Source organism: Halorubrum ezzemoulense, from assembly GCF_004126515.1.
Lineage (GTDB): Archaea > Halobacteriota > Halobacteria > Halobacteriales > Haloferacaceae > Halorubrum > Halorubrum ezzemoulense.
Map to the genome: position 1 here is coordinate 269,042 of NZ_CP034941.1, position 22,453 is coordinate 291,494.

Below are 22,453 nucleotides of genomic sequence, written 5' to 3' on the forward strand. Positions count from 1 at the left end.
CATCATCACTGAGAGCTACCTGAGGTCTCCTTCAGGGTGCGTTGGGCCGACACACTGTGGGTTCGTCGTTGCTGCCTCAACATCGGGAGAGGGAAGCTCACCGTAGTTCCGGGGATTCTGCGAGTGATCTGCGAGTAACTCTTGAACAAACTTGCTGTTGATAAAAGACACTAAACACTCTTATGAGCACGATTGTACGGCTAGTCAGAAATCCCTAGTCCGTTGAATAACGAGGCCGTCTGTGGACTGGATCGCTGATTTCAAAGAATTCGGACGTTGTCTGGCTATATCGTTTATCTCGACATAATCTAAGTCGGTTCTGCTCTGTTGAATAGCGACCTCTGAGCCATGGTAAGACGATGCCGATCTTGAGACCACTAGCGTCAACCGTTAACAAACCGACTCAAATTTTGACCTCCTCGGTCAACACCGCTATTCAACAGAGCAGTCGGTTCAAAAATCATATAGTGAGAGTGTCATAGAACAGTTATATGGATAACACGAGGGGGCATCTGCGCAGTTGAGTTCGAAGTATAGGGTCAGAAAATAAACCTACTCTTGATACAAATCGCTATACACAGGGCATGAAATGTTCTATGACACCCTCATATAGCGTATAAAAAGCGCCGAGAAGGTGGACGTTAATTCAGGTCAAAGCGATCGTTCGTCATAACCTTCTGCCAAGCATCAGCAAAATCATTTATGAACTTCTCCTCTTCAGCAGCATAGGCCTCTGCGAGGGTACGAAGCCGTGAGTTCGACCCGAAGATAAGATCTACACGTGACCCCGTCCATTCGACTTCATCCGTTTCACGGTTTCTGAGTTCGTACACCTGTTTGTTATCTTCGCTGTCAGCTGCCTCCCACTCATAATCCATCGAAAGTACGGTTTCAAAGAAGTCGTTAGTCAGGGCCCCCACGTCATCTGTGAAGACGCCAAGCTCCGAATTCTGATGGTTGGCTCCCAGCGTGCGCATGCCGCCAACAAGGGCCGTTGTCTCGGCCGGTGTCAGGTCCAGGAGATCTGCCTTGTCGACCAGCAGTTCTTCAGGTGAGCGGTTTAGTCCATCTCCATCGGTGAAGTAGTTGCGAAAGCCATCGGCATCCGGTTTCAGAGCTTGGAAAGATTCGATATCTGTCTGCTCCGCAAGCGCATCAGTCCGACCCGGTTCGAACGGTACTTCAATCTCGTATCCGGCCTCGGCTGCCGCCTGCTCGATGGCCGCGGTCCCGCCGAGCACAATAATATCGGCAAGTGAGATGTGGACTCCGTCTGATCGAGAGTCGTTAAACTCTCGTTGAATATCTTCAAGCGTGTCAAGTACTGTTTCCAGTTCTTTCGGTTCGTTAACATCCCAGCTTCGTTGTGGCTCGAGGCGAATTCTGGCTCCATTCGCACCGCCGCGCTTATCGCTATCCCGATACGTTGATGCTGAAGCCCAAGCAGTTTTGACAAGCTGAGTACGGGACAGATCGGAGTCAAGGATTTCCGTTTTGAGCTTGGCTACCTGTTCCTCATTGACGAGTTCGTAATCGGCGTCGGGGATGGGTCCCTGCCAGAGCATTTCCTGGTCAGGCACTTCTGGGCCAAGGAGCCGCTCCGGTGGCCCCATATCACGGTGGATAAGCTTGTACCATGCCTTTGCGAAACTGATTCCAAATTCCATCGGGTTCTCTTGGAAGCGTTCGAGAACCTCCCGATAGTCTGGGTCCCGCTTCAGTGCGACGTCCGTCGTCAGCATCATCGGAGTTGCACTCTCAATCTCGTCGTGTGCTGGCTCTGCAGAGCCATGTACCTCCGCGTCCTTGGGCCGCCATTGCCAAGCTCCGCCGGGTCCCTTGTGTGGCTCCCACTCGTGATCCAGCAAGAGATCAACATATTCCATATCCCAGCTAGTTGGGGACTGGGTCCACGGGCCTTCAATGCCGCTTGTGATCGTGTCGGCACCTTTGCCCTCACCATACTCGTTTTTCCAGCCGAGGCCCTGTTGTTCGATAGGCGCCGCTTCAGGTTCACCACCAAGATTTTCGTCAGAGTCAGCGCCATGTACCTTCCCAAACGTATGTCCGCCGGCACAGAGGGCAACGGTTTCCTCGTCGTTCATCGCCATCCGATCAAAGGATTGTCGCACGTACTTCGCGGACTCGAGAGGGTCTGGTTTGCCACCAGGACCTTCTGGGTTCACGTAAATCAACCCCATGTGGTCTGCGGCGAGGTCGCCTTGGAGGTTCCCCTCCTCATCGTGGCGTTTGTCTTCCATCATCTCCTCTTCAGGCCCCCAGTTGACGCCTTTGTCTGGTGCGTATGCGTCCTCACGCCCCCCTCCAAAGCCGAACGTTTGGAATCCCATCGATTCCATGGCAACGTTTCCGGAGAGGACTAACAAGTCAGCCCAGGAGAGTTTTCGACCGTATTTCTCCTTGACTGGCCAGAGCAGTCGCCGGGCTTTATCTAGATTTGCGTTGTCTGGCCAACTTTCGACAGGTGCAAACCGCTGTGTGCCACCTGACGCACCACCGCGACCGTCACCAGTACGATACGTGCCCGCACTGTGCCAAGCCATCCTGATAATGAGCGGTCCGTAATGTCCGTAGTCGGCTGGCCACCACTCTTGGGAATCAGTTAATACGTCCTCAATATCTGCTTTCACTTGCTCGAAATCGAGAGACTCGAATGCTTCAGCGTAATCGAACTCGTCTTCGTACGGCCCAACATTGCTGGCATTCTGATCAAGTATTTCTACATTGAGTGATTCTGGCCACCAATCCTGTGTTGTACTTCCGCTGGCTGAATGTTCTCCAGACATATGGATTGTCCAATTATATGTATGTAGGTGAAACCAATCAACTGTTGTTTATCATATGCCAATCCGACCTCCCACGAACGTTAGCAGTCTACCTCGCTGCTGTATCGCGATTTAACACAGCCTCTAAGCCAAACAGCGTTCACTCATTCGTCTTTAGTTAAGCTTGATAGTAATACAATTCCCAAAAGTATGCTTGTCAGTATTAGATGTAGGAGAAGCCACAGATGAGACACCAGTACCGGCGAGATCGAGCGATAAGCAACCATCACAAACGGCGTTTTCTTGCCGTATCTGGTGTGGCTGGGCCGTATTTGAGCAAAAACCACAGCTATCGAGTATTACTGAAGATATTAACTAAAGACGAATGAGTGTTCACTTAAGATGGACCAAAATCGAAACACAGCAAGTCATCAACAATGTGCTACGCAGGAGCGTAGTGACTATCTCAGCTACTCACCGCCGTCACTTCTTGACCGGCTGATCGAAGGTGCCCAGAAGATCCACAAAGGACGGCTGATTACAAGCGACACTAACCCCCGCTACACAACCCAAGTGTGGGGCTTGACTGAAGACGGATGTAGGATTTCAATCACATACACCAGTAGCCTCAATTTGAACTGTAGCACCGTTCGGCAACTGCTTGACGCCAACGAAGGTCCGTGACGGTCGTTGACCCTCAAAGAATTCGTCATACGCCTGCGTAACTTCCTCTAATTGGCTCATGTCAGTCAGGTATACTGTGGTTCGCATTAGTTCGTGACGACTGACGCCAGCCTCAGCAGCGACAGTGCGAACACGTTCAAGCGCCTTGAGTGTCTGTTTTCGGACACCCTGATCTGATACTGTCTCTTTGCTAGGTACTTGGCCATCAAAACATACCAGTTGTATGCCACGATTTCGAACACTGTACGGAGTAGTTAACGAACTATCTCGTTCTTTTCGGGTTATGTTTTCGGACATGTTAGTCACTTAGCTTCGAATTTCCTGGTGGTTTGTTATTGGCTGCTCTATATTCGAGGAACTCATCGTACTGTTCAACGACAAGTGTTGAGTCCGCCCGCGGCTTCGCAGTACAGGTGAGTACGTAGCCTGCCTCTCGGTCTTCAGTATCGTACCGACGCGCGTTTGGATGGACAACGTCGCCGTCAACCAAACGAGCAGCACAGGTGATACACCAACCTTGTTGACAGTCAGCTGTGAGCCACACACCCGCCGAACGCGCGGCCGCCAGAATCGTCTCGTTCTCACTGACCTCAAGTTCGTGTGTTTCACCGGCTTCGTCCAGCGACGACTCTTCGGGAACAACGATCGTGATGGTCCACGTATCGTCCGACGACTGTGTCATAAATAAGGGGAGAGTGGAGACCGTTGTTACTCGCTCAGGCGGAGTCGTTGAACGGGTTGTTCTTCGTATATGGTGCGTCGCCCGGCTCGCCACGCGCGAAGTGCCCGGCCGGATTAATCTCGTCGTCCCGTTCCTTGCTCAGCAGCTCGATGAACCAGGCCTCGTGGTCCATCTCCTCGTTGAGGATCCGCTGGGCCATGTCGTAGGTTCGCGGATCGGCCCCACGAGTCATATCACAGATCTCGCTCCAAGTACGAATCGCACACCGTTCCGCTTCGAGCAGTACTTCCAGAATGTCTTCGACTTCTAGCTCGGATGTGTCGAACTCACCACTACCATCCATCGGCGTCGGTACCTCGGCGTCGGGACAGGAGGCCCGGTCGGCGAAGTCCCTGATGTCGTTCGGCAGCGACCCCTCGAGTTCGTACACCCTGGGGACGACAAGCTCGAAGTGGGCCCGGTCTTCAAGACGGGCGTCCTCGGTGATCTCCTTGTAGTCCTCCTCCCCGGCGAGGTGCATTCGGAGGTTCGTGTAGTAGTAGTAGGTCGTGAACTCGGCGCCGATCGCGTCGATCAGTTTCTCCCGGAGTTCCTCGGGGTCGACGCCTCGTTCGCGGATGACCTCGGCACCGACTCGCTTGCTCGTGTCGCCCGGTTCCACGGAACCGCTGCCGTGTTCTTTCTCGTTTGCCATCGCATCTCTACATACCCCGGTAACAGTAATCAGAATTGTTTTAGCAATAGATGATATTATCTGCCAAAAGAATGAAACAGCACTAAGAACAATTCTTTTGTGTATCTACTATTTAGCAATAGATAAATGAACGGTAAGCCTGAACCCGCGCAAGAGACACGTGAGTTTGAGTTTGTCCTCCAGTTCGAGTCAGGAGCTGATGAGTTGATGGATGTGTTCCGACAGTACGAGAGCCTCTCGTTGTGGTCGTCCGCGATCTTCGTGAATGACAGCTATATGTGGCGGCTCGATTATGCGAAGGGGACGAGCGAAGCGCTGGACGCGTTCGATGAGGTATTTCTTGACAAAACCCGCTGTAACGAGTGCTTCGATGTCGTAGATTGTGATACGGACCGATCATATTGCGTCCTAGATCGTCAAGAGACTAGCCGAACTATCTATACACTTCGTCGTGAAATTAACAGTTGTCATTCACTTCCGCATATTGTACTCGATCATATTCAGACAGGAACTATATTCGAATCCCGCCGGGTCGGTGACGAGTACCGGTGGCGCATTCTCTTCCCTAGTGATTCTCCTATTGGAGACATCTACGATACAATGGAAGCACAGATTCGGGAGGGCGTGTCGGTTTCGGTGTCCCATATCACTACTGGCAGCGACTGGAAGGCGACCGAGCGCCTCGCGACAGACTTCTCGCCAGAACACTGGGAAGTGCTAAAGGCAGCGGTCAAGCACGGATACTATGAACGGCCGAGAGAAGTTTCTGTCTCCGATCTTGCGTCGATACTTGATGAACCTCGTTCTACGGTTCAATATCGACTACGAACCGCAGAGGATCGTATCGTGTCGGGATTTGTCAAGCAAACACTGTGAACGGTGGTGGCTACGAGTGGTAGAAATCACGATTGCTGATACTCACAGACATGAATACATAAAGATATCAGGAACTTCGATGCGGTCGAGTACAGAGAGAGCAGCATCACGGAGATCGTCAAGCGTCTCGAACAGACGGTTCCCAAGTTCTTGATCGAGTTGTCTCCAGCACTCTTCCGCGGGGTTCAGCTCTGGTGAACCCCGCGGAAGGTAACACAGCTCGATCGGTGTGTCTTCGACGAATTCCTACACCTTGTTCGCCGTGAAATACGAGGCGTTGTCCAAGACGACGCAGATTTTCTCGCCGAACTCTGTCTGGAGTGCGTCGAGTAACCGGATTGTTGTGTCGCTGTTGAAGTTCTCTGCACACGGCAGAAAGAACGTCTCACCGCCGTCGCTGACTACACCGAGCAACTTGATGCTATCCCACGCGCCCGTCACCGGGAGTGACGGGCGCTCTCCTTCCGGAAACCACGCATAGATTAGCGTCGAGAGAACCTGCCGCGTCTGATCGATCGTCAGGACTATGTATTCATCGTCCAAGTCGTTGCGCTTTTTTTGAAGCCTTCTTGCCAGGCTTCTTGGGCTCTCTCGTCGGATTTGTAGAACTCCGGCCGGGCTGTCTTCCAGGACAGCCCGGCCTCAGACATCAATCGTCGGACGTGCCGCTCACAGTACTCAACGTCAAATTCCTCAGAGAGATAGTGACGAGCTAGTGGAACAGACCACGCGGGCGCGTCTAGTCCAACTTCTTCGGGTGAGTCGTGAAGTACCTCAACGAACTGGTCGTGCTGTTCATCAGAGAGTTCGGATGGTCTGCCTTCACGCGGATCGTCGTAGACGACTTGCTCGACCGGCTCATCAGCGAGCCGGTCGAGCCGGCCAACCCAACGAGACAGCCATGGACCGGTGTATCCGTACCGTTCAGCTACCTCTGCCATCGTCGCGTCGTCTTCTTCGAGGTAGTTAATCACCGCCATCAGCCGTTGTGTCGGCTTCTTGTCCTCGACCTCCGCGAGAGCGTCGCGGAGGTCGTCGAGGGTGGCGGCGTCAAGCGTGGCCATACCCTAGAATCACACTCTAGCCTAAAGAATATTCAGCCGACAGTATGAAGACCTCTCCCAGCGGCTGGGAGAGGTCTGGACAGATGGACTCCAAGCGTACCGCGAGATGGATCGGGATCACCGAACGGTCGTCCACAAAGAGAGGTACGTATCGCCTGACGGAGTCCACATCAATCAGGCAGAATGTCTGTTTTCGCTCGTTCAACCGTGGCTGCGGAAGTTCCGCGGCCTGTCCAAGCAAGGGTTGGAACAGGCCGCTCATACATTCGGGATCGTTAGATCGCTGAATCTCACAGGCGCATCTGTCGATATCACCATCGACTGCCTTGTTATGGGGTCTTTCCGCAGCTCTACATAAGAGCGACCCAGTTATCCTTATTGTGGCACATCTCGTCGATGGTATCTCTAGATATGATATTCCAGAATATGATTATTCAGAATATGATTATTTAGAATATTTTATATCACGCCCACTAATTCAGTGCTACTCAATATTTGGATAATTCGGGGAACATACCGACACCCCGGTCGAGCGTCAGTCGTCGGCAGCAGCAGCGTCAGCCTGCCCCTGCCAGAGATCCGCGTATATTCCCTCGCCCGCAACCAGCTCGTCGTGCCCTCCCTGCTCGACGATCCGGCCCTGATCCATGACAACGATCTCGTCCGCGTTCTGGATCGTCGACAGTCGGTGGGCGATGATGAACGCGGTCCGCTCCTCGACCAGCCGCTCGAGGCTTTCCTGAATCAGTTCCTCGGTCTCCGTATCGACGTCTGAGGTGGCCTCGTCAAAAACGATGATCTCGGGATCGTTGAGCAGTGCCCGGGCGATGGCGAGGCGCTGCCGCTGGCCGCCCGAAAGTTTGACGCCACGCTCGCCGACTTGCGTGTCGTATCCATCTGGGAGATCTTCGATGAACTCGTCGGCCGCGGCGGCCTCGGCCGCCCGCTCGACCCGAGCGCGGGCGCTTTCGTCCGGTTCTCCCGCCCACTCGGCCTCAAGCGTCTCGCGGTCGCCGTACGCGATGTTCTCCGCGACGGTCCCCGAGAACAGGTACGGATTCTGTTCGACAATGGCGATGGCGTCCCGCAACGACTGTAGATCGTACTCCCGCACATCGGTCCCGTCAACCCGGACGGCCCCATCGTCGACGTCGTGGAACCGGGGAATAAGCTTCAGGAGCGTCGACTTCCCGGCCCCGGTCGCCCCGGCGAGCCCGATCGTCGTCCCCGCCGGCACGTTGAGCGAGACGTCGTGAAGGACGGGCTCGCGGTCCCCGTAGGCGAACGTAACGTCTTCGAACGTGACCTCTCCGTCAATCGACGCAGGGGTGTGCGGCGAGTCGGGGCTGGTGATCGTGGGCTCGCGGCCGAGCAACCCGAACACGCGCTCGGCGCTCGACTTCGCGAGCTGGTACTTGTTCGCCGACTTCCCGACCCGGCGCATCGGCGAGTACAGCCGCCGCAACAGGAGGAAGAAGAGCGCGAACCCGCCGAGGGTCAGCGCCCCTGCCTCGCCGGGAACGCCGCTGATGATATCGGTGCCACCGATGTAGAGCACGAGGACGAATACGACGCCGGTCAACAGTCGCAGGGCCGCGAAGAACCCCCGTCGGATCCGAAGCGCCGCGACCTTCTCGTCGTGGTACGCCTCGCTCTGCGTAGCGACTCGGCTCTCCTCGAAGCTGTACCGGTCGAACGACTTGATCACCGCGGCGCCACCGAGGTTGTTCTCGAGCCGCGTGTTCAGTCGAGCGACTGTCTCGCGAATCGATTTATATCGAGGTTCGATCCAGGTGAGAAACTGGCTACTAGCCAGTCCGATGACCGGGACCGGCGCGAGCGCGATGAGCGCCAGCTTCGGCGAGTACGTCCACAAGATGATCGCGATTCCGCCGACCGTCGCGACCACGCGGATGAGCTGTCGGAACTCCGTGTTCAGGAACTGCTCAAGCCGATTGATATCGCTGTTGAGGATCGACATCATACCGCCGGTCTGATGATCGGCGAAGAAGTCCATCGAGAGCCGCTGGAGATGGTCGTACGTGTCGTTTCGCAGATCACGCTGAACCTTCTGTGCGGTCGCTTGAAGCAGATACCGGGAGATAAACCGCGCAACTGACCGGACCAGGTACGCGAGCACCGCGATGAGCACGAGCTGTTCGAGCACCGCGAGCCGAGCCGCTTCGCCGGTGATTTCGCCCTGCGGCAGCAAACCCACGTCGGTCAGCAGTCCCGCGTCGGCCGACCCGCGGATCGCTCGATCGATCGCAGCCGCGACGACAATCGGTGGGACCAGTCGGGCAAACCTCGTGAGAAACGCCGCAAGCACGCCGAGCGTAAGGGTCGGCCAGTAGCGCTTGGCGTAGCCGAGCAGACTCACCATCGGGTGGCCGTCAACGTTCTCTCGGGCGTGTTCAAACCCGCCGTGGTCGTCTGTCACTGTGTTCGGTAGCGCTCTTGTGTGTAAGTATTCGGTGACATGGCGCTATAAGCTAGATGATTGTCTGGCGAACTGATGACAGACTAGTCGGCGGCTTGTTCGGTTCGTCGGGTCTCCTCTACTTGTAGCGGGTCGGCTGCCGATGTCGCGGTAACCAATCGGAGGAACTGTCCCGCGTTCGTGAGGAGTTTATTCTCCGCTTTTCGAAGGTGCTCTTCATACGTTGAGCGAGCGACTGCCGTCTGATCGGCCAGGTCTCGAAGCGAGGTCTTCCGTGGTTGCTCGTAGTACCCACTCTCCAGTGCTAATTGGAGCGCTGCCAACTGTCGGTCAGTGATGTTCTCGAACAGTTGGTTCGCCGGCGCCAGCATACTGTGTGGAATCTGTTTTTCCGAAATCGACGTTTTCGAGAGCAGTTCGATTTCTCTATCGGAGCGAAGATCACCGAGCAGCTCTCGAATGTCCTCGCCGTCGAACGCGACTACCGTGTAGTGCTCCCAGCCTTGACGGTAGATCGTTGGCGACTGATACAGGCAGTTGTGTTTCTCAAACCGGTCGATAATCGACTGTTCGAGTGAACAGAGACACGACTGTGTGACGATGTGATACCCTTCGTTACCCTTCGATTCGTGCAGAACGGTTCCGAGTTGGTCAATATCGTCACGCAGCTCTTGACCTCCTCCTCCGCGTGAACGCGGAGGAATCCCACCACGGGATTTCAGGCCGAGCGAAGCGGCCTGTTGATTTCAAGACGCATACGTTCCAAGCGTCGTCTGCTGGGTTTCAGCATCGGCTTGGCTGTCTTGTGGCCCGGTCAAAGAGGCCCCATCCGTAGCCGAGTCATCGGCACCAGCCTTCTGCCGGGAAGCCCAGTCGCTTTGGCGGTGACTCTCTCCACTACGGTAGCGGTCTGCAATGTTTATCGCCCCGTTCACGTCGGCTTGATACTCACCGACCCAACAGCCGTCGTTCGAGCATCTAAACGTCGCCTGTCGTGGCCGGTAACCGTGTTCACCGCAGGCGTGACACGCCTTCGACGTGTTCCGGGGATTCACCGTCTCGACGGGAATCCCCTTCTCGGTAGCTTTGTAGCGAATCTGTGCGTGGAGCTTGGCAAAGCCCCACCCATGTAACCGCCGATTCATGTACTCACCGTAGTCCATGTTCTCGCGGATGTACCTCAGGTCTTCCAGCACTAACACTGGGTTGTCGACGGACTCGGCGTAGTCCACGACCTCGCTGGTCACACGGTGAAAAACGTCGTCAATCTGGTCCCACAGTGCGTCACCGAACGAGTCTGCGATTCGCTCACTACCACGCTTCTGAAGCCGTCTTGTGGCGGTGAAGTAGGTTTTTCGGAGCCGACGAACGGCTTTGCCGTCGGCGGCCCACAGGCGGGGGCGAACCGGAGAACCGGAGCCGTCGCGGTGACACACCGTGACGAGGCTCGCTTCTCCGATGTCCACACCAACCGGTGTCCGCTTATCGGCGGACGCCTCAGATTCGTCCTCCACGTCGCGGGTAGCGGTGATGTGGAGGTACCACGTTCCATCCCGCTCGAACAGCCGACTTTCACCCATCTCGGCGTCGTCTGCGTACAACGCTTCAAGCCAATCCCGCTGGTCGGGATTGGCGCGTGCTGGTATCCAGAGGTGGTAATCCTCGTGGTGCGGGACTTTGGCGTACCACTCGATAGCGTTCTGTGGCTGGTGGTCGAGTTGTAGGCCCTCGTTTGTGAACCGCACTGGGTGGTCGTCGTGGATCTCGTTGGCGTCGTAACTGTTCCCACAGAGTTGTGGGACGTACTTTTTGAGGGCATTTTTCGCGTAGCCGCTCAGGTCGTACTCGACAACCACATCGTTGGTTGCTGACTGCGTGTCACAACCAGTGTCAAAGGCAGCCTGAAGCGCCCGTCGATAGGCATCGCGTGTCTCACGAAGTTTCTGTCGCTTATGGAGGTTCGGGTCCACAAGCTTCAGTTCGAGGGTTTTCGTGAGTTCGCCCATCGTCACCGTGCGAAGATTTTGGTTGTGGCAGATATATATCCCAGCCATCCGGAGTGGAAGTGAACCCGTGGGAAATCCGGCACTATACTCACCGACAGAGATACTGATACACTCCGGGCGGATTGATCTCTTTCATCGCTGAGCGGGTCTCACTCCGAAGTTCGTCAATTTCTCCAAAGTATTGATTACCAAGGGTTGATCTGAGTTGTCGCCAACACTCCTCGGTTGGATTTAGCTTAGCCATCCCAGTCGGGAGATATAGAAGCTCTAGCTTCGATTTCTCGGCAAACTCCTTGACTTTCTTCGCTGTGAAATAGGAACCTTTGTCGAGAACTACGAGTAGCTTCTCTCCGAATCTTGCCTGAAGTGACTGGAGAAATCGAACCGTCGTTTCCTTGTTGAACGAACCAGCGCATTCCAAAAACATGGTCTCGCCGTTCTCGGTGAGACCGCCCAAGAAATTGATTCCATCACGAGAGGCCGACACGTTCACTGTCGGCCTCTCGTCAATCGGAAACCACGCATATCTGAGATCAGCTCCAACCGATTTCCTGAACTGATCAATCGTTATGACCAGCCTGTCTTCATCCCGTCTCCCGACTTTTTTTGAGCTCGTCGTCGTACCGTTCAAGATCTTCCTCGTCAGCCGAGGCTGGTTCTGGCCGAGGTTTCTTCCAGGAAACCTCGGCCTCTTTCATTAGTCGCTGAACGTGACGCCGGGAATGTGCAACATCAAACTCAGTTATGAGGTGTTGTTGAGCTAGTATACTCGACCAAGCAGGCTCATCGTATCCAGCTTCTTCGGGTGATTGGTTGAGTGTTTCAGCGAATTGTTGGAACTGTTCGTCAGAGAGCTCAGGCGGTCTTCCTGGACGTTCGTCGTCGTAGAGCGCGTCTTCAAAGTCGCGCTCTTCGAAGCGATCCAACCAGTTGTACACTGTCTGACGAGGCCATCCGTATTTTTCCTCGATCTTATCTGGAGATAGCCCAGCGAGATATTCGCGTGCAGTAGTGAGCCGTTTGATTGCTTTCGGATCACGCTCGTCCGCGAGCTGCTCGCGGACGCGCTCAACTGAAAGATCGGGAATCTTGTTCCCGTCCTTGGACATACTCAAACGATGAGCTTCTGTGTCTCAAAACTTTCGACGTTGAGTATACAATAGAACGGTGGCTTGTCACACTATGATGTCCGCTCGACCCCCGCCTGTTCGTTCCTCGGTTCCGACACTCTGTCGGAACACTCGTCACTCACGGCAAGGCGGGGGTATGCGCTCGTATCTCTATCAGTACAATGTAGGCAAGATTATCGGTTGACGGTGCTCACACTCAGTTCAACGGTAGTCCACCGCCGATCGATTAGAAGAACAGATTCGGTCTGCTGTACTCAGCCTCTGTACTGAGTGATTTGGAGTGTAAAATATCAAATTCTGAGTGTTTCAACAGAGCCAATGAAACGGTGACATAGTACATTAGTAGTTCCATCCCTACTGACAGTGAACTGTACTGGAGGCCGAGGTCACCTATCCGGAGGGACAACGGTGATATAGTAATTGTCACGACCGGCGAAGGCGGCCGCGTGCTTGAGGAGACCCACTCAAAAACGGGCGATAGTCCTTGTTAGGCTACGCCAGGACATCGATTCTTCGATCACGGCCAGCCAAACGAGTGCGATTGGGTTCGATCCCGGTGATGTTCAGTTTTGACGGCCAGTCAACCCCCCTGCGTCGGACGGAAGGAACTTCTCGCTATCAGTGTGTTCGAATGATGCGACGACGGTGCCGTCAAGCTGCCGGATCCGTGTCTGAACGGGATGGTCACCAATTGTTTCGCTAACGCCACCAATCGCAGTAAGTGGATATGCGGCGGCGATGAGGAGACACCGCTCCTGTTCGGGGTCCAAGATTTCGATGACGAGAAAGACGGTTCCAGCTTTTGTGGCCCTATGAACATCGTACTGCGGAAAGTCTCCGTCTGCGACCCAGTCGCTAATCTGGTCGGCATCCTCATCGGGTACGAGATGGCGGAAGGCGTACTCCTTTTCATCAGGGTTAGTCACGACCGTCGTCTCACTCGACTGCGTATACAGAACAGTCCACCCTGCTGTCTCGCGACGTTCGGCAAGGTCGGCGGCATCTGTAAGTGTCCGCTTCCAGGCCTCTCGGGCTTGCGTATCAACGCCTGCTGATTCGTCACGTGTCATGTCCCTACGGGCGTGGGCACCTTCCAAAAGTCTGTTCCACATCGGGGCCGCGTCCGCTAGCAGCTACCAAACAAAAAGCGCTTCAATTCCGATCGATGTCAACAGGATACAGATTCCAGCGGCAAACAGCTTTAGCGCCGGCGAATACCGCTCTTCCGGTGGGAGCATGTACCATCTGAGCGGCGGAACTGACTGTACGACGGCTTGAAACCGAGTCACCTCACGGCTACCGATAGTTTGCGTTCGATCATGCCGAGTCAGCTCCATGCCCGATTCAGTGTGCTCAACATGCCACGGCCTTCCAGGAAGCAGACAGTACGTCGCGTACCCCAGAACAACGATCCCGAGTATGAAAGTAAACAACACCACGTCCGCCACTGTTCCAGTAATTGTCTGAATCACACCACCGACAACGAGTGCTATGGCTGTTACGACGAGTGCGTACACCGTTGCGTCAAGCACTCGCCGGGCGATTACCTCAGCCCAGCTCAACTCCGAGACCCATTCATCAGATCGATCTACTGAGCTCACGACTGGGGACTATCCGATCCGCTAGCGTCTGGGTCAGCGTACTCCTCTTTGTGGCGATGGCAGCGACTGGATCGGCCGCTGTCAGTCCGGCCAGTCGCCAGCAGCGAGGGGGCTTCACGATCGCAGACACTACCGAGTGCTGCTGTAATGATCTCTCTCGCGTGCTCCTCATTCCCGTCGTTGGCGGCCTCGATGGACTGTTGAATTGGCTCTTGTACATCAGAAGGGAACGACCGGCTGGCAAACAGTTCCCCAGCGGCTTCCTCGACATCCGGGAGCCGGGTCTCAAGTCCCAGTAGCTCACGGGCTCGTTCGGAGAGAGATGGATCTGTTCGTGAGCGCTCGCGGAGCACCTCGCGGAACACTTCGATCGCATCCCAGTCATGTTCGGATAGCTCTTCGAAGCCGTCGGGTCGAATCTTCGCTGGGCAGCGGGTCGAGAACACACACCCATTAGGCGGATCACGGGGACTCGGGGGTGTCCCGCGAAGGGTCGTCCGATCGCGTTCGACCGTCGGGTCTGGGGTTGGAACAGCCGATAGTAGTGACCGGGTATATGGGTTCTCGGGCTTTTGGAACAGCTGCTCTGTCGGTCCGAACTCCATTATTTTTCCGAGGTACATGACGGCGACGCGATCACAGATGTGGCGGACGACGGAAAGATCGTGGGCGATGAACAAGTACGTGAGATCAAGCTCCTCTTGGAGGTCCATCAAGAGGTTGAGAATCTGCGCTTGGACGCTCACGTCGAGCGCACTAACCGGCTCGTCGAGGACGACGAAATCAGGCTCGACGGCGAGTGCCCGAGCGATCCCGACGCGCTGCCGTTGGCCACCGGAGAACTGGTGCGGATACCGGTAGTAGTGCTCCTCACGGAGGCCGACGCGCTTGAGGAGATTTCTGACGCGTTGTCGGCGCTCGGCGGGCGTCTTCCAGTTGTGGACATTCAGGGGTTCTCGAATGATTTCGCCTACCGTCAGGCGGTCATTAAGACTCGATTCTGGGTCTTGGAATACGATTTGTGCGTCGCGTCTCCAGCGTTGGAGGGCATCACCCGACAGCGTAGTGATGTCGTCACCGTCGATGACGATGTTGCCATCGGTTGCTTCCTCAAGCCGGACGAGCGTCCGCCCGAGCGTCGTCTTTCCACAGCCAGACTCACCAACGAGACCGAGCGTCTCGCCCCGCCTCACATCGAAACTAACACCGTCCACGGCTCGGACCGGGTCGCCGCCGAACAACGAGCGTTCCTCATAATGTGTCTTTAGATCACGGACCGACAGCAGTACATCGTCATTAGCTGTGCTGTTGCTGTCTGAAATATTGCGCATCTCGGGGCTGGTCTCGCTACCTCCAGAACTCTCGCCGCTCATTGCTCGCCCCCATCATCAGCTGGCCGGTGATGAGCTACTGCCTCGTCGGTCGTCATTGACTCGGGATAGAGCAGACACGCCGCGTCATGATCCGGGTCGTCACCCACAGCGGTCGGGATTGGTGCGACCTCCGAACACTCCTCGAATGACTTTGGGCATCGTGGAGCGAACCGACAGCTGCTTGCGGGTTCATTCGGTGTTGGCACCTCGCCTTTAATCGTCTCGAGGCGGTCGCCACTAGTCTGAGTGCTGGGGATACTTCGCAGTAGTCCTCGCGTGTACGGATGCTTTGGCTCCGCAAATAGCGGTTCAACCGGCGCTGATTCGACTATCTCTCCGGCGTACATGACATTGACACGGTCTGCTACCTCGGCGATGACACCCATGTCGTGCGTGATAAACAAAATGCTGAGGTCGCGTTCTGCCTGGATGTCCATGAGGAGGTCAATAATCTGTGCTTGAATCGTGACGTCAAGCGCAGTGGTAGGCTCGTCACAAATCAAGACCTCCGGCGCACAGGCGAGCGCCATCGCGATCACAGCTCGCTGGCGCATGCCTCCGGAGAACTGGTGCGGGTACTCAGTGACCCGGCGGGCCGCATCCGGAATCCCGACCTCCTCGAGCAGTTCGATTGCGCGTTCTGTCGCCGCAGTACCACGAAGGTCTTGATGAAGCGACAGAGCCTCCTTAATTTGGTTTCCAACGGTGTATACCGGATTCAGCGTCGAAAGGGGGTCTTGGAACACCATCGCGATCCCGTCGCCGCGAATCGACTCGTACTCTGACTCAGTGTACTCCGTGATGTTATCTCCCTCAAATCGAATTGCGGATGCTGGATCGATCTCACCCGGCGATTCAATGAGTCCGAGTATTGACCGCGCAGTCACGGATTTTCCACTGCCAGACTCGCCGACGAGTCCGACGGTTTCACCGCGTCGAATATTGAATGAAATACCGTCGACTGCGTGGATCTGTTCGTGTTCAGTGTGGAAAACGGTACGTAGATTTTCCACCTCGAGCGCTAGGTCACGGCTCGATGTCGCATCAGCGTTCAATGGCACGTTGTCATCGCGTGCGTGTCGGCTCATCAGGCACCACCCCCAGCAGCGACGTTCTCGTTGCCACCGTCACCGATGTCACTCTCTGGGTCGATCGCATCTCGGACCCCATCGCCAAGCGCGTTGAATCCGGTTACGATGATCACGACGAGAATGCCCGGAATGAGCGAGATGTGCCATGACTGCGTGGCGACATACGGCTGTCCCGCGCTCACCGCTCGGCCCCACTCAGGTACCGGTGCTTCGATTCCGAGGCCAAGGAATGAGAGCCCCGCAATGCCGATAATAACGCCGCCGAGTGAGAGGGAGGCGTAAATGAGGAAGTAGCCAACGACGTACGGTAGCATGTGCTTTTGCATCGTCACTCGCGGGCGCTGCCCGTACGATTTCGCAGCGTCGATCCACTCACGCTCCGACACTTGGAGTGCCGGGCCACGGACGGCTCGCCATAGCGCCGGCCAGCCGGTGATACCGAACAGTATCGCGAGGACGAGCCCGCCGTTATACACCTCTGCGATCCATGTGTCGGAAAGGACGAACGACGCGAGAATGATAAACAACAGTTGGGGCATCGCTTGGATTGAGTCACCAGCAATCACAACTCCAAGGTCAACAAGTCCCTTGTAGTATGCCGTCAGCATCGCAAATACCATCGCAAACCCACCGGCAATGCCGAGGCTGGTGAGCCCAACAAGCAATGACACCCGAGCTCCCGACGCCATGAAGGTGAACAAGTCTTTGCCGTCTGGGAGTGTTCCGAACGGGTGGAACCGGTCGTACTGATCGTATTCAAGCGGTCCAACGTTGTTGTCGCCCTGTCCGCGAGACTGTGTATCACCGTTGGCTTCGCCGACGAAAATCGATTCGACTTGTCCCGTCTCATCGTTGTAATAATCAATGCGGTTCTCGTATGGATTCTCGATGTTCTGATCGACAGTTGTCGGACCCAGCACCGGCGCAAACAGCGCCATGACGACAAACGCGAACACGATTGTGAGACCAAATAGCCCCCACGAGTGTCGGCGGAATCGGTTCACAACGTCGTCACGCGGCGTCCAGTCAGGAATCCGGTAATGACGCCGGTACAGCGTGTACCCCCACCACCCGACGAGCAGCCAGGTGAATGAGTACGTGTAAATTACAGCCACCCGGAGGGCCCACGCTACCGCTGGTGAAAGGCCGAGCGTTGTGCCTTCCCAGCCACTCGGCGTTTGGTATCCGGTATTGTCGATGACAGAGCGAGAGGTAATTGTCGGCAGCTCGGCTCCCCGCTCGGCGACTGTGGCGAGGAGTGCCGCAACCGGTTCGACGACTCCTGGGACCAGCCCGCCGACCCACCCCCACGGGGGCACTGACAGCAACCCGCTGACGATCGCACCAAACTCGGCTGCGATGAGGACGGCAACAACGGCGGCCCACGTCGCTGCGGGACCTGGATTTCGCGTAATCCGTTCAGACAGCGGTAGGTCGCGATCGCCCTCAGGACGACTAGCCTCTTCTCGGAACTCACCAGTGCGAGTCGAGCCCGACCCGACGTCAGTGTCAGCTCCCATTATGCGCCTCCGTCGTATCCAACACGTGGGTCAATCACGGTGTACAGGAAGTCCTGGAGAATGTTGATCCCGACCGAGAGCAGAATGAACAAAAACATCAACGACCCGACAAGCGGGACATCACCATTAATCGTTGCTTGGAAAAAGAGGTAGCCGAGCCCGTTAATTGCGAACACAGTTTCGACGAGCACGGATCCACCGAGAAGGAGGAACGCCTCTCCAGTAATGACAGGAACGAGCGGGATGAGTGCGTTCCGGAACATGTGCTTCCAAACGACGAGTCTCCCGGGCACCCCCTTCGCTTTCGCCATCTCAACATAATTTGCGTTTTTTGTTTCAAGCACCGCCGTACGCCCGATTCGCATCTCATTGCCCATGGACGCAGAGCCGAGGACAAGGGCTGCTGGAAGGATCGCTTTCAACGCACCAAGAAACTGTGTCGGTTCCCACAGCCCCGAAAGGTCGGGCGGGGTAACGATCTGTGTTTCAACAAGCCAGTCCCCCCAACTGAATCCGAACAACGCGTCCGATTGCGTGAGGACACTGACGAATATCACGGCTAACCAGAAGTTTGGCATTGCTCGCCAGACTATCCCGCCAAAAGAGGCGATGTAGTCAGCGAGCGTATTCGGGTTGAGCCCAGCATAGAACCCGAGCGGGAGCCCGACAAATATCGGGATGAGGATAGACCAGAACCCAAGCCACAGGGTTCGAGGGCCATAAACCCCGACGAGTTCCCACACTGACTGGCCGCGGACAACGACCCACGATTCTCCCAACTGGAGCGTCAGGAGGTCGCGCATGAACTCCGCGTACTGAATCCAGAGCGGTTGATCGAGTCCAAGGCTATCCCTGATAGCGGCATACGCCTCCGTGTCGCCGCTTGGCCCGATGATCGCGGCCGCGGGGTCAATTGGTCCCACGCGAAGGATGAGAAACGTTACAGTCGTGCCGAGAAAGACAATCGGCACCATCAAAAGCACGCGCTTGAGAAAATACTCCCATCGTCCCATTTGCTAGGACATCGTATAATCTTATCATGTAATAATACTTGCCCTTACACCAAAAACGGCTAATCACATCAGGATTTAAATTCCTACCATATTTGTCATAGTCATGCCGAATTCCGATTCGGACCGCACAAGAAGAAGGTTCTTACAGTCGACTGGCGCGCTCGCAGCAATGACGGCCGTTGCTGGGTGTTCGGGAGGAAGCGACGAAGAGGTCCCAGACGAGTTGGACGATGGTGGAAACGCGACTGATGGTGAAGACAACGATGAGAGCGCTGAGACAACCAGCGATGGCGAGAAAACGCTGCGCCTGTTGAACGCGTCGATCAACACGTTCGACCCGCCAGCAAATGTCCTTTCATCTGCCAATGAGGTCATCTTCCAAGTTTTCGACGGGCTTGTTGGGAAGCCGGAAGGAAAGTCAGGCGTTGTTAACCAGCTCGCGACTGAGTACGAAATTTCCGATGACGGGCTGACGTACACCTTCACACTCACTGAAGACGTAGTTGCTCACAACGGGAGTTCGGTCGGGGCTGCCGACGTTGTATACTCTTGGGAACGCGTCGCAGCGTCTCCAGATTCCTCGTCGGCGTTCCTGTTGCTCTCAGACCTTGGGATCGAACACGAGACAAACGAAGAGGGAGAGTACGTCCCCGGATCGATGGCCGTGGAGGCTGTTGACGACAGGACGGTCGAGGTGACGCTGTCATCACCATACTACGCGGCGCTCGATATCATGTCAGACGCGACGTTTGCCGTCCTTCCAGAGGGAATCGTCGGTGACATCGAGGGGTATGACGGTGAAATGGAGTACGACGAGTTCACTACGTCCCCGGTTGGAACCGGCCCCTTCGAGTTTGACACGTGGACGTCTGGCGAGGAGATGGCAGTGACTGCCTTCGACGAGTACCACGGCGAGGCGCCAATGGTCGACCGCGTCCACTGGCAGGTGATCGAAGACACCAACGCCCAGTACAACTACGCGATGAACCGGAACGTCGACGCGTTCTCGATCCCGACCGCCCAATATGATCCTGAGCTGGCGACGGTCAACGAGACGCAAGACAACGGTCTTCAAGTTGGTGAGTACGGGCCGGTACAGAACGGTGATATGGTCGATTACCTCCGGATTTCCGGGTTGAGCACGCAGTTCATGTTGTTCAACAACGACCAAGTGATCGAGCCAGCTCGGAAGGCCGTTGCGTGGGTGATGGATCACGAAGAAATCGCCAACAGCGCGTACAAGGGCCGAGTCGAGCCGGGGTATCACATGACGCCTGCGACCCTCTTCCCGGGCGGCCCGGAAGCGGCGGAGGAACACGCCCGCGAGAACTACCCGTACGGATACAACGAGTCGAACATCGAGGAGGCCCGCCTGATCATGGAGGAGGCCGGCTACAGCGACGACGACCCGTACGAGTTCGAGATTCTCAACGTCGAGGACACCACCTACGAGCAGATCTCCAATGACCTCCGGGACCGCCTCTCGGCTGCGCACATCGAGGTCTCCATCAGCACGGCTCCGTTCTCGACGCTGCTTGACCGCGAGTTTGCTGGCAACCGACCGGCCGGGCTCGGCGAGTGGGGGATGTCGTGGGCGGATCCGCTCAACGTCCTCGCGCTGCTGTATCCGCCGAACACCCGCTCGACGGACAACGAGGGGGTCAGCGGAAACCCGCTCGTCGCGCTCAACTGGGTCGACACCGAGGCCTCACAGACCGCTCGCGACTCGTGGAACACGATGCAAGAGAACTCGACCCGCGACGACGCCGCCAGGGAGCGCTGGGAGGAGGCGCTCATCCAGATGGAGGAGGCCAACTGGGAAGATTGCGCGATGATCAACTACGCGTACCCGGCCGCAGAACGGTTCTCGTACGACTGGGTGGACATGCCCGAGTTTGGCGAGCTAGGGGCTCTGAGCCGGTACACTGGCGTCGATATCGATACTGACGCACAGCCTTGATACCCTCCCCGCGCTAAAGCGCGAGCCGCTCTCCTCGATTCTCCATAAATACCACGCTGCTGGCAGCTCTTTTTTTACTCATCGGGCTCTGTTGAAATCCTGGCCTTCAGATATATTATCGTCTGAAACAGCTGGTCGCTGAAGGGTGCTTACCCGTTATTTGTCGAGTGACTGAACACATCTCTGAGAAGCACTCCACCGCTACTGATGGCGATTAATCCACCGGTAGCTTGGAGGACAGCTGGAAGGGCACCATTTGAGGGCCCGGAAAAAACGAGTACGAGAGATAGCCCGATTAGCATCAAATACAACGGAGTCTCATACATATCTGAACGTTCTCTCTTCATTGTTTAATATCTGTGAATTGACCTCGACCGAGCCGAAATATATCACTCGATAAGGATTTCAACAGAGTCACTCATCGCTATTGTCGACAGCGCAGACGATACTGGCGCGTTTCCGCCTAGTACGGAAACGCCATACACGCCACCGAGCCGCCTGCTTTCATAAATTCATCTGTTGATACATGGAGAGTCTCATACCCGTGTGACTCGAGCGCGTGGATAGTTTGGTGGTTTGACTCTTCGATGACAACGACGTCACCTGACAGCGAGTGGCAGTTACACGCGAAGTGATCCTGTGCTGCCTCTGGTGAGACTTCTATCAATGTTTCAAATAACGTGTCAAGTTTTTCTCGGCCTGCGTCAGTAAACGCGTCAGGACACACAACGGCCGTCTGTTCGTCGATAGCTGAAAAGCAAACATCGAGATGGTAGTATGAGTCGTCAGTGAGTTCAAGCGGAACGACGCCGACATCGTAGCGGTCTGCTATTTCCCGGTATGCCTCGAGGTCAGTTCGTGGCCCGTAACCACCCCAGAGGAGGCGACGCCCCGGATGCCAGCGGGCATCGCCGCACCCCTCGAACGGAACATCCGTACGAAGCTGCTCAGTTGGAATATCCCGGTTGGTACACCACTGCTTGAAGTAAGCAGGCTCATCATGTCGTTCTTCAGTTGCCATCTGCGCGAGCAGGAACCCGTCGCGATCTGGAAGCGAAAGGGCATGATTCGAGCAGAAGGTAATATCTGGGAGTTCCCCGGGCGGGGCAACTTCGACCTCGCTAAGATCGTCCCAAACCGCGTCGACATCCATGATCGAAACGTCGGCCAGATCCTCATATCTGGATACGAGATCGTGCCACTGTTGGTTCGCAGTGGAACTGTCCACGCCGGACACCATGTACGGATTAATCTCGTAGTCGACGGAGAAATGCGTCGGAGTAGTAAATAGTACTGATTCGTCTCTGGATCGTCGTGAGAATGAGTCAAGTGGCGGAAGCGCATTCGGGTCAACGTAGAGGTTGTCAGTCATCGTGAACAGACACATTACCTCATCACCTGCTAATAAGACTTGGGCAACAGTATCTTTCGCATGAAATTCCAGCCGTTTGTTTGCTAATTTGGCTGCGAAGTGTGTCAAATAGCCAGTTCTGGTGGTGATATCTGTCTATATAAATATACACAATTAGAACG

General features: G+C 55.7%; 17 protein-coding genes and 3 pseudogenes. 4 read left to right on the forward strand and 16 right to left on the reverse strand.

All coding sequences use genetic code 11. The features are described 5' to 3' along the window. Positions 1 to 641: 641 nt before the first annotated feature. The gene (gene katG, locus EO776_RS16915; RefSeq protein WP_049933290.1) at positions 642 to 2,807 is read right to left on the reverse strand and encodes a catalase/peroxidase HPI; all 2,166 of its coding nucleotides are present in this window, start codon (positions 2,805 to 2,807) and stop codon (positions 642 to 644) included. Positions 2,808 to 3,212: 405 nt separating this feature from the next. On the opposite strand from katG, the pseudogene EO776_RS19850 reads away from it, so the two are divergent. Further along, positions 3,213 to 3,372 (forward strand): annotated as a pseudogene (locus EO776_RS19850) (IS4 family transposase); the annotation flags it as partial. 20 nt (positions 3,373 to 3,392) lie between these two features. Here the strand turns inward: EO776_RS19850 and EO776_RS16920 are convergent. From EO776_RS16920 to dps, 3 genes are read right to left on the reverse strand one after another with little or no spacing between them, the layout of a single operon-like run. Further along, the gene (locus EO776_RS16920) at positions 3,393 to 3,767 is read right to left on the reverse strand and encodes a RidA family protein (RefSeq protein WP_080508748.1); all 375 of its coding nucleotides are present in this window, start codon (positions 3,765 to 3,767) and stop codon (positions 3,393 to 3,395) included. A 1-nt stretch (position 3,768) separates the two neighbouring features. After that, positions 3,769 to 4,152 (reverse strand): 2Fe-2S iron-sulfur cluster-binding protein, encoded by a 384-nt coding sequence (locus EO776_RS16925; protein WP_080508749.1) that lies wholly within the window; start codon positions 4,150 to 4,152, stop codon positions 3,769 to 3,771. Between the two features lie 34 nt (positions 4,153 to 4,186). Next, complete coding sequence (gene dps / locus EO776_RS16930) at positions 4,187 to 4,846, reverse strand: DNA protection during starvation protein (RefSeq protein ID WP_049933440.1); 660 nt, start codon at positions 4,844 to 4,846, stop codon at positions 4,187 to 4,189. A gap of 126 nt (positions 4,847 to 4,972) precedes the next feature. Between dps and EO776_RS16935 the strand changes: the two genes are divergently transcribed. Next, positions 4,973 to 5,722 carry a helix-turn-helix domain-containing protein gene (locus EO776_RS16935; RefSeq protein WP_129452600.1) on the forward strand — a complete coding sequence of 250 codons (750 nt, stop codon included), beginning with the start codon at positions 4,973 to 4,975 and terminating at the stop codon, positions 5,720 to 5,722. Between the two features lie 42 nt (positions 5,723 to 5,764). Here the strand turns inward: EO776_RS16935 and EO776_RS16940 are convergent. After that, positions 5,765 to 6,786 (reverse strand): annotated as a pseudogene (locus EO776_RS16940) (IS630 family transposase). 37 nt (positions 6,787 to 6,823) lie between these two features. On the opposite strand from EO776_RS16940, the pseudogene EO776_RS16945 reads away from it, so the two are divergent. Beyond that, positions 6,824 to 7,144, forward strand: a pseudogene (locus EO776_RS16945) (transposase); the annotation flags it as partial. 177 nt (positions 7,145 to 7,321) lie between these two features. Here the strand turns inward: EO776_RS16945 and EO776_RS16950 are convergent. From EO776_RS16950 to EO776_RS16995, 10 genes are all read right to left on the reverse strand, one after another. After that, on the reverse strand, positions 7,322 to 9,226 hold the full coding sequence (locus EO776_RS16950) for an ABC transporter ATP-binding protein (RefSeq protein ID WP_049933445.1): 1,905 nt from the start codon (positions 9,224 to 9,226) through the stop codon (positions 7,322 to 7,324). Between the two features lie 83 nt (positions 9,227 to 9,309). After that, on the reverse strand, positions 9,310 to 9,948 hold the full coding sequence (locus tag EO776_RS16955) for a helix-turn-helix domain-containing protein (RefSeq protein ID WP_094580746.1): 639 nt from the start codon (positions 9,946 to 9,948) through the stop codon (positions 9,310 to 9,312). Positions 9,949 to 9,972: 24 nt separating this feature from the next. Then, positions 9,973 to 11,232: an RNA-guided endonuclease InsQ/TnpB family protein gene (locus EO776_RS16960; RefSeq protein WP_094553611.1), complete on the reverse strand. Its 1,260-nt coding sequence runs from the start codon at positions 11,230 to 11,232 to the stop codon at positions 9,973 to 9,975. A gap of 88 nt (positions 11,233 to 11,320) precedes the next feature. After that, a protein-coding gene (locus EO776_RS16965; protein WP_129452601.1) for an IS630 family transposase occupies positions 11,321 to 12,341 on the reverse strand; the annotation gives its coding sequence in 2 pieces (ribosomal slippage) (positions 11,321 to 11,839 and positions 11,841 to 12,341; 1,020 coding nt in all). A gap of 584 nt (positions 12,342 to 12,925) precedes the next feature. Beyond that, positions 12,926 to 13,432 carry a DUF7529 family protein gene (locus EO776_RS16970; protein WP_049933232.1) on the reverse strand — a complete coding sequence of 169 codons (507 nt, stop codon included), beginning with the start codon at positions 13,430 to 13,432 and terminating at the stop codon, positions 12,926 to 12,928. Positions 13,433 to 13,495: 63 nt separating this feature from the next. Further along, on the reverse strand, positions 13,496 to 13,963 hold the full coding sequence (locus EO776_RS16975; protein ID WP_198943799.1) for a DUF7555 family protein: 468 nt from the start codon (positions 13,961 to 13,963) through the stop codon (positions 13,496 to 13,498). Then, positions 13,960 to 15,294 (reverse strand): ABC transporter ATP-binding protein, encoded by a 1,335-nt coding sequence (locus EO776_RS16980; RefSeq protein WP_129452693.1) that lies wholly within the window; start codon positions 15,292 to 15,294, stop codon positions 13,960 to 13,962. Before EO776_RS16980 ends, EO776_RS16975 begins: the two co-directional genes overlap by 4 nt. A 38-nt stretch (positions 15,295 to 15,332) precedes the next feature. After that, positions 15,333 to 16,424, reverse strand: a complete 1,092-nt coding sequence (locus EO776_RS16985) for an ABC transporter ATP-binding protein (protein WP_080508691.1) — start codon at positions 16,422 to 16,424, stop codon at positions 15,333 to 15,335. Continuing rightward, positions 16,424 to 17,947, reverse strand: coding sequence for an ABC transporter permease (locus tag EO776_RS16990; RefSeq protein ID WP_080508692.1), 1,524 nt, complete (start codon positions 17,945 to 17,947; stop codon positions 16,424 to 16,426). The genes EO776_RS16985 and EO776_RS16990 overlap by 1 nt, the downstream gene beginning before the upstream one ends. Then, complete coding sequence (locus EO776_RS16995; RefSeq protein WP_049933236.1) at positions 17,947 to 18,960, reverse strand: ABC transporter permease; 1,014 nt, start codon at positions 18,958 to 18,960, stop codon at positions 17,947 to 17,949. Before EO776_RS16995 ends, EO776_RS16990 begins: the two co-directional genes overlap by 1 nt. 169 nt (positions 18,961 to 19,129) lie before the next feature. On the opposite strand from EO776_RS16995, the gene EO776_RS17000 reads away from it, so the two are divergent. After that, positions 19,130 to 20,920, forward strand: coding sequence for an ABC transporter substrate-binding protein (locus EO776_RS17000; RefSeq protein ID WP_049933237.1), 1,791 nt, complete (start codon positions 19,130 to 19,132; stop codon positions 20,918 to 20,920). Between the two features lie 463 nt (positions 20,921 to 21,383). Here EO776_RS17000 and EO776_RS17005 read toward each other — a convergent pair whose 3' ends face one another. Continuing rightward, positions 21,384 to 22,307, reverse strand: coding sequence for a dimethylarginine dimethylaminohydrolase family protein (locus EO776_RS17005; protein ID WP_094520173.1), 924 nt, complete (start codon positions 22,305 to 22,307; stop codon positions 21,384 to 21,386). Positions 22,308 to 22,453: the final 146 nt, after the last annotated feature.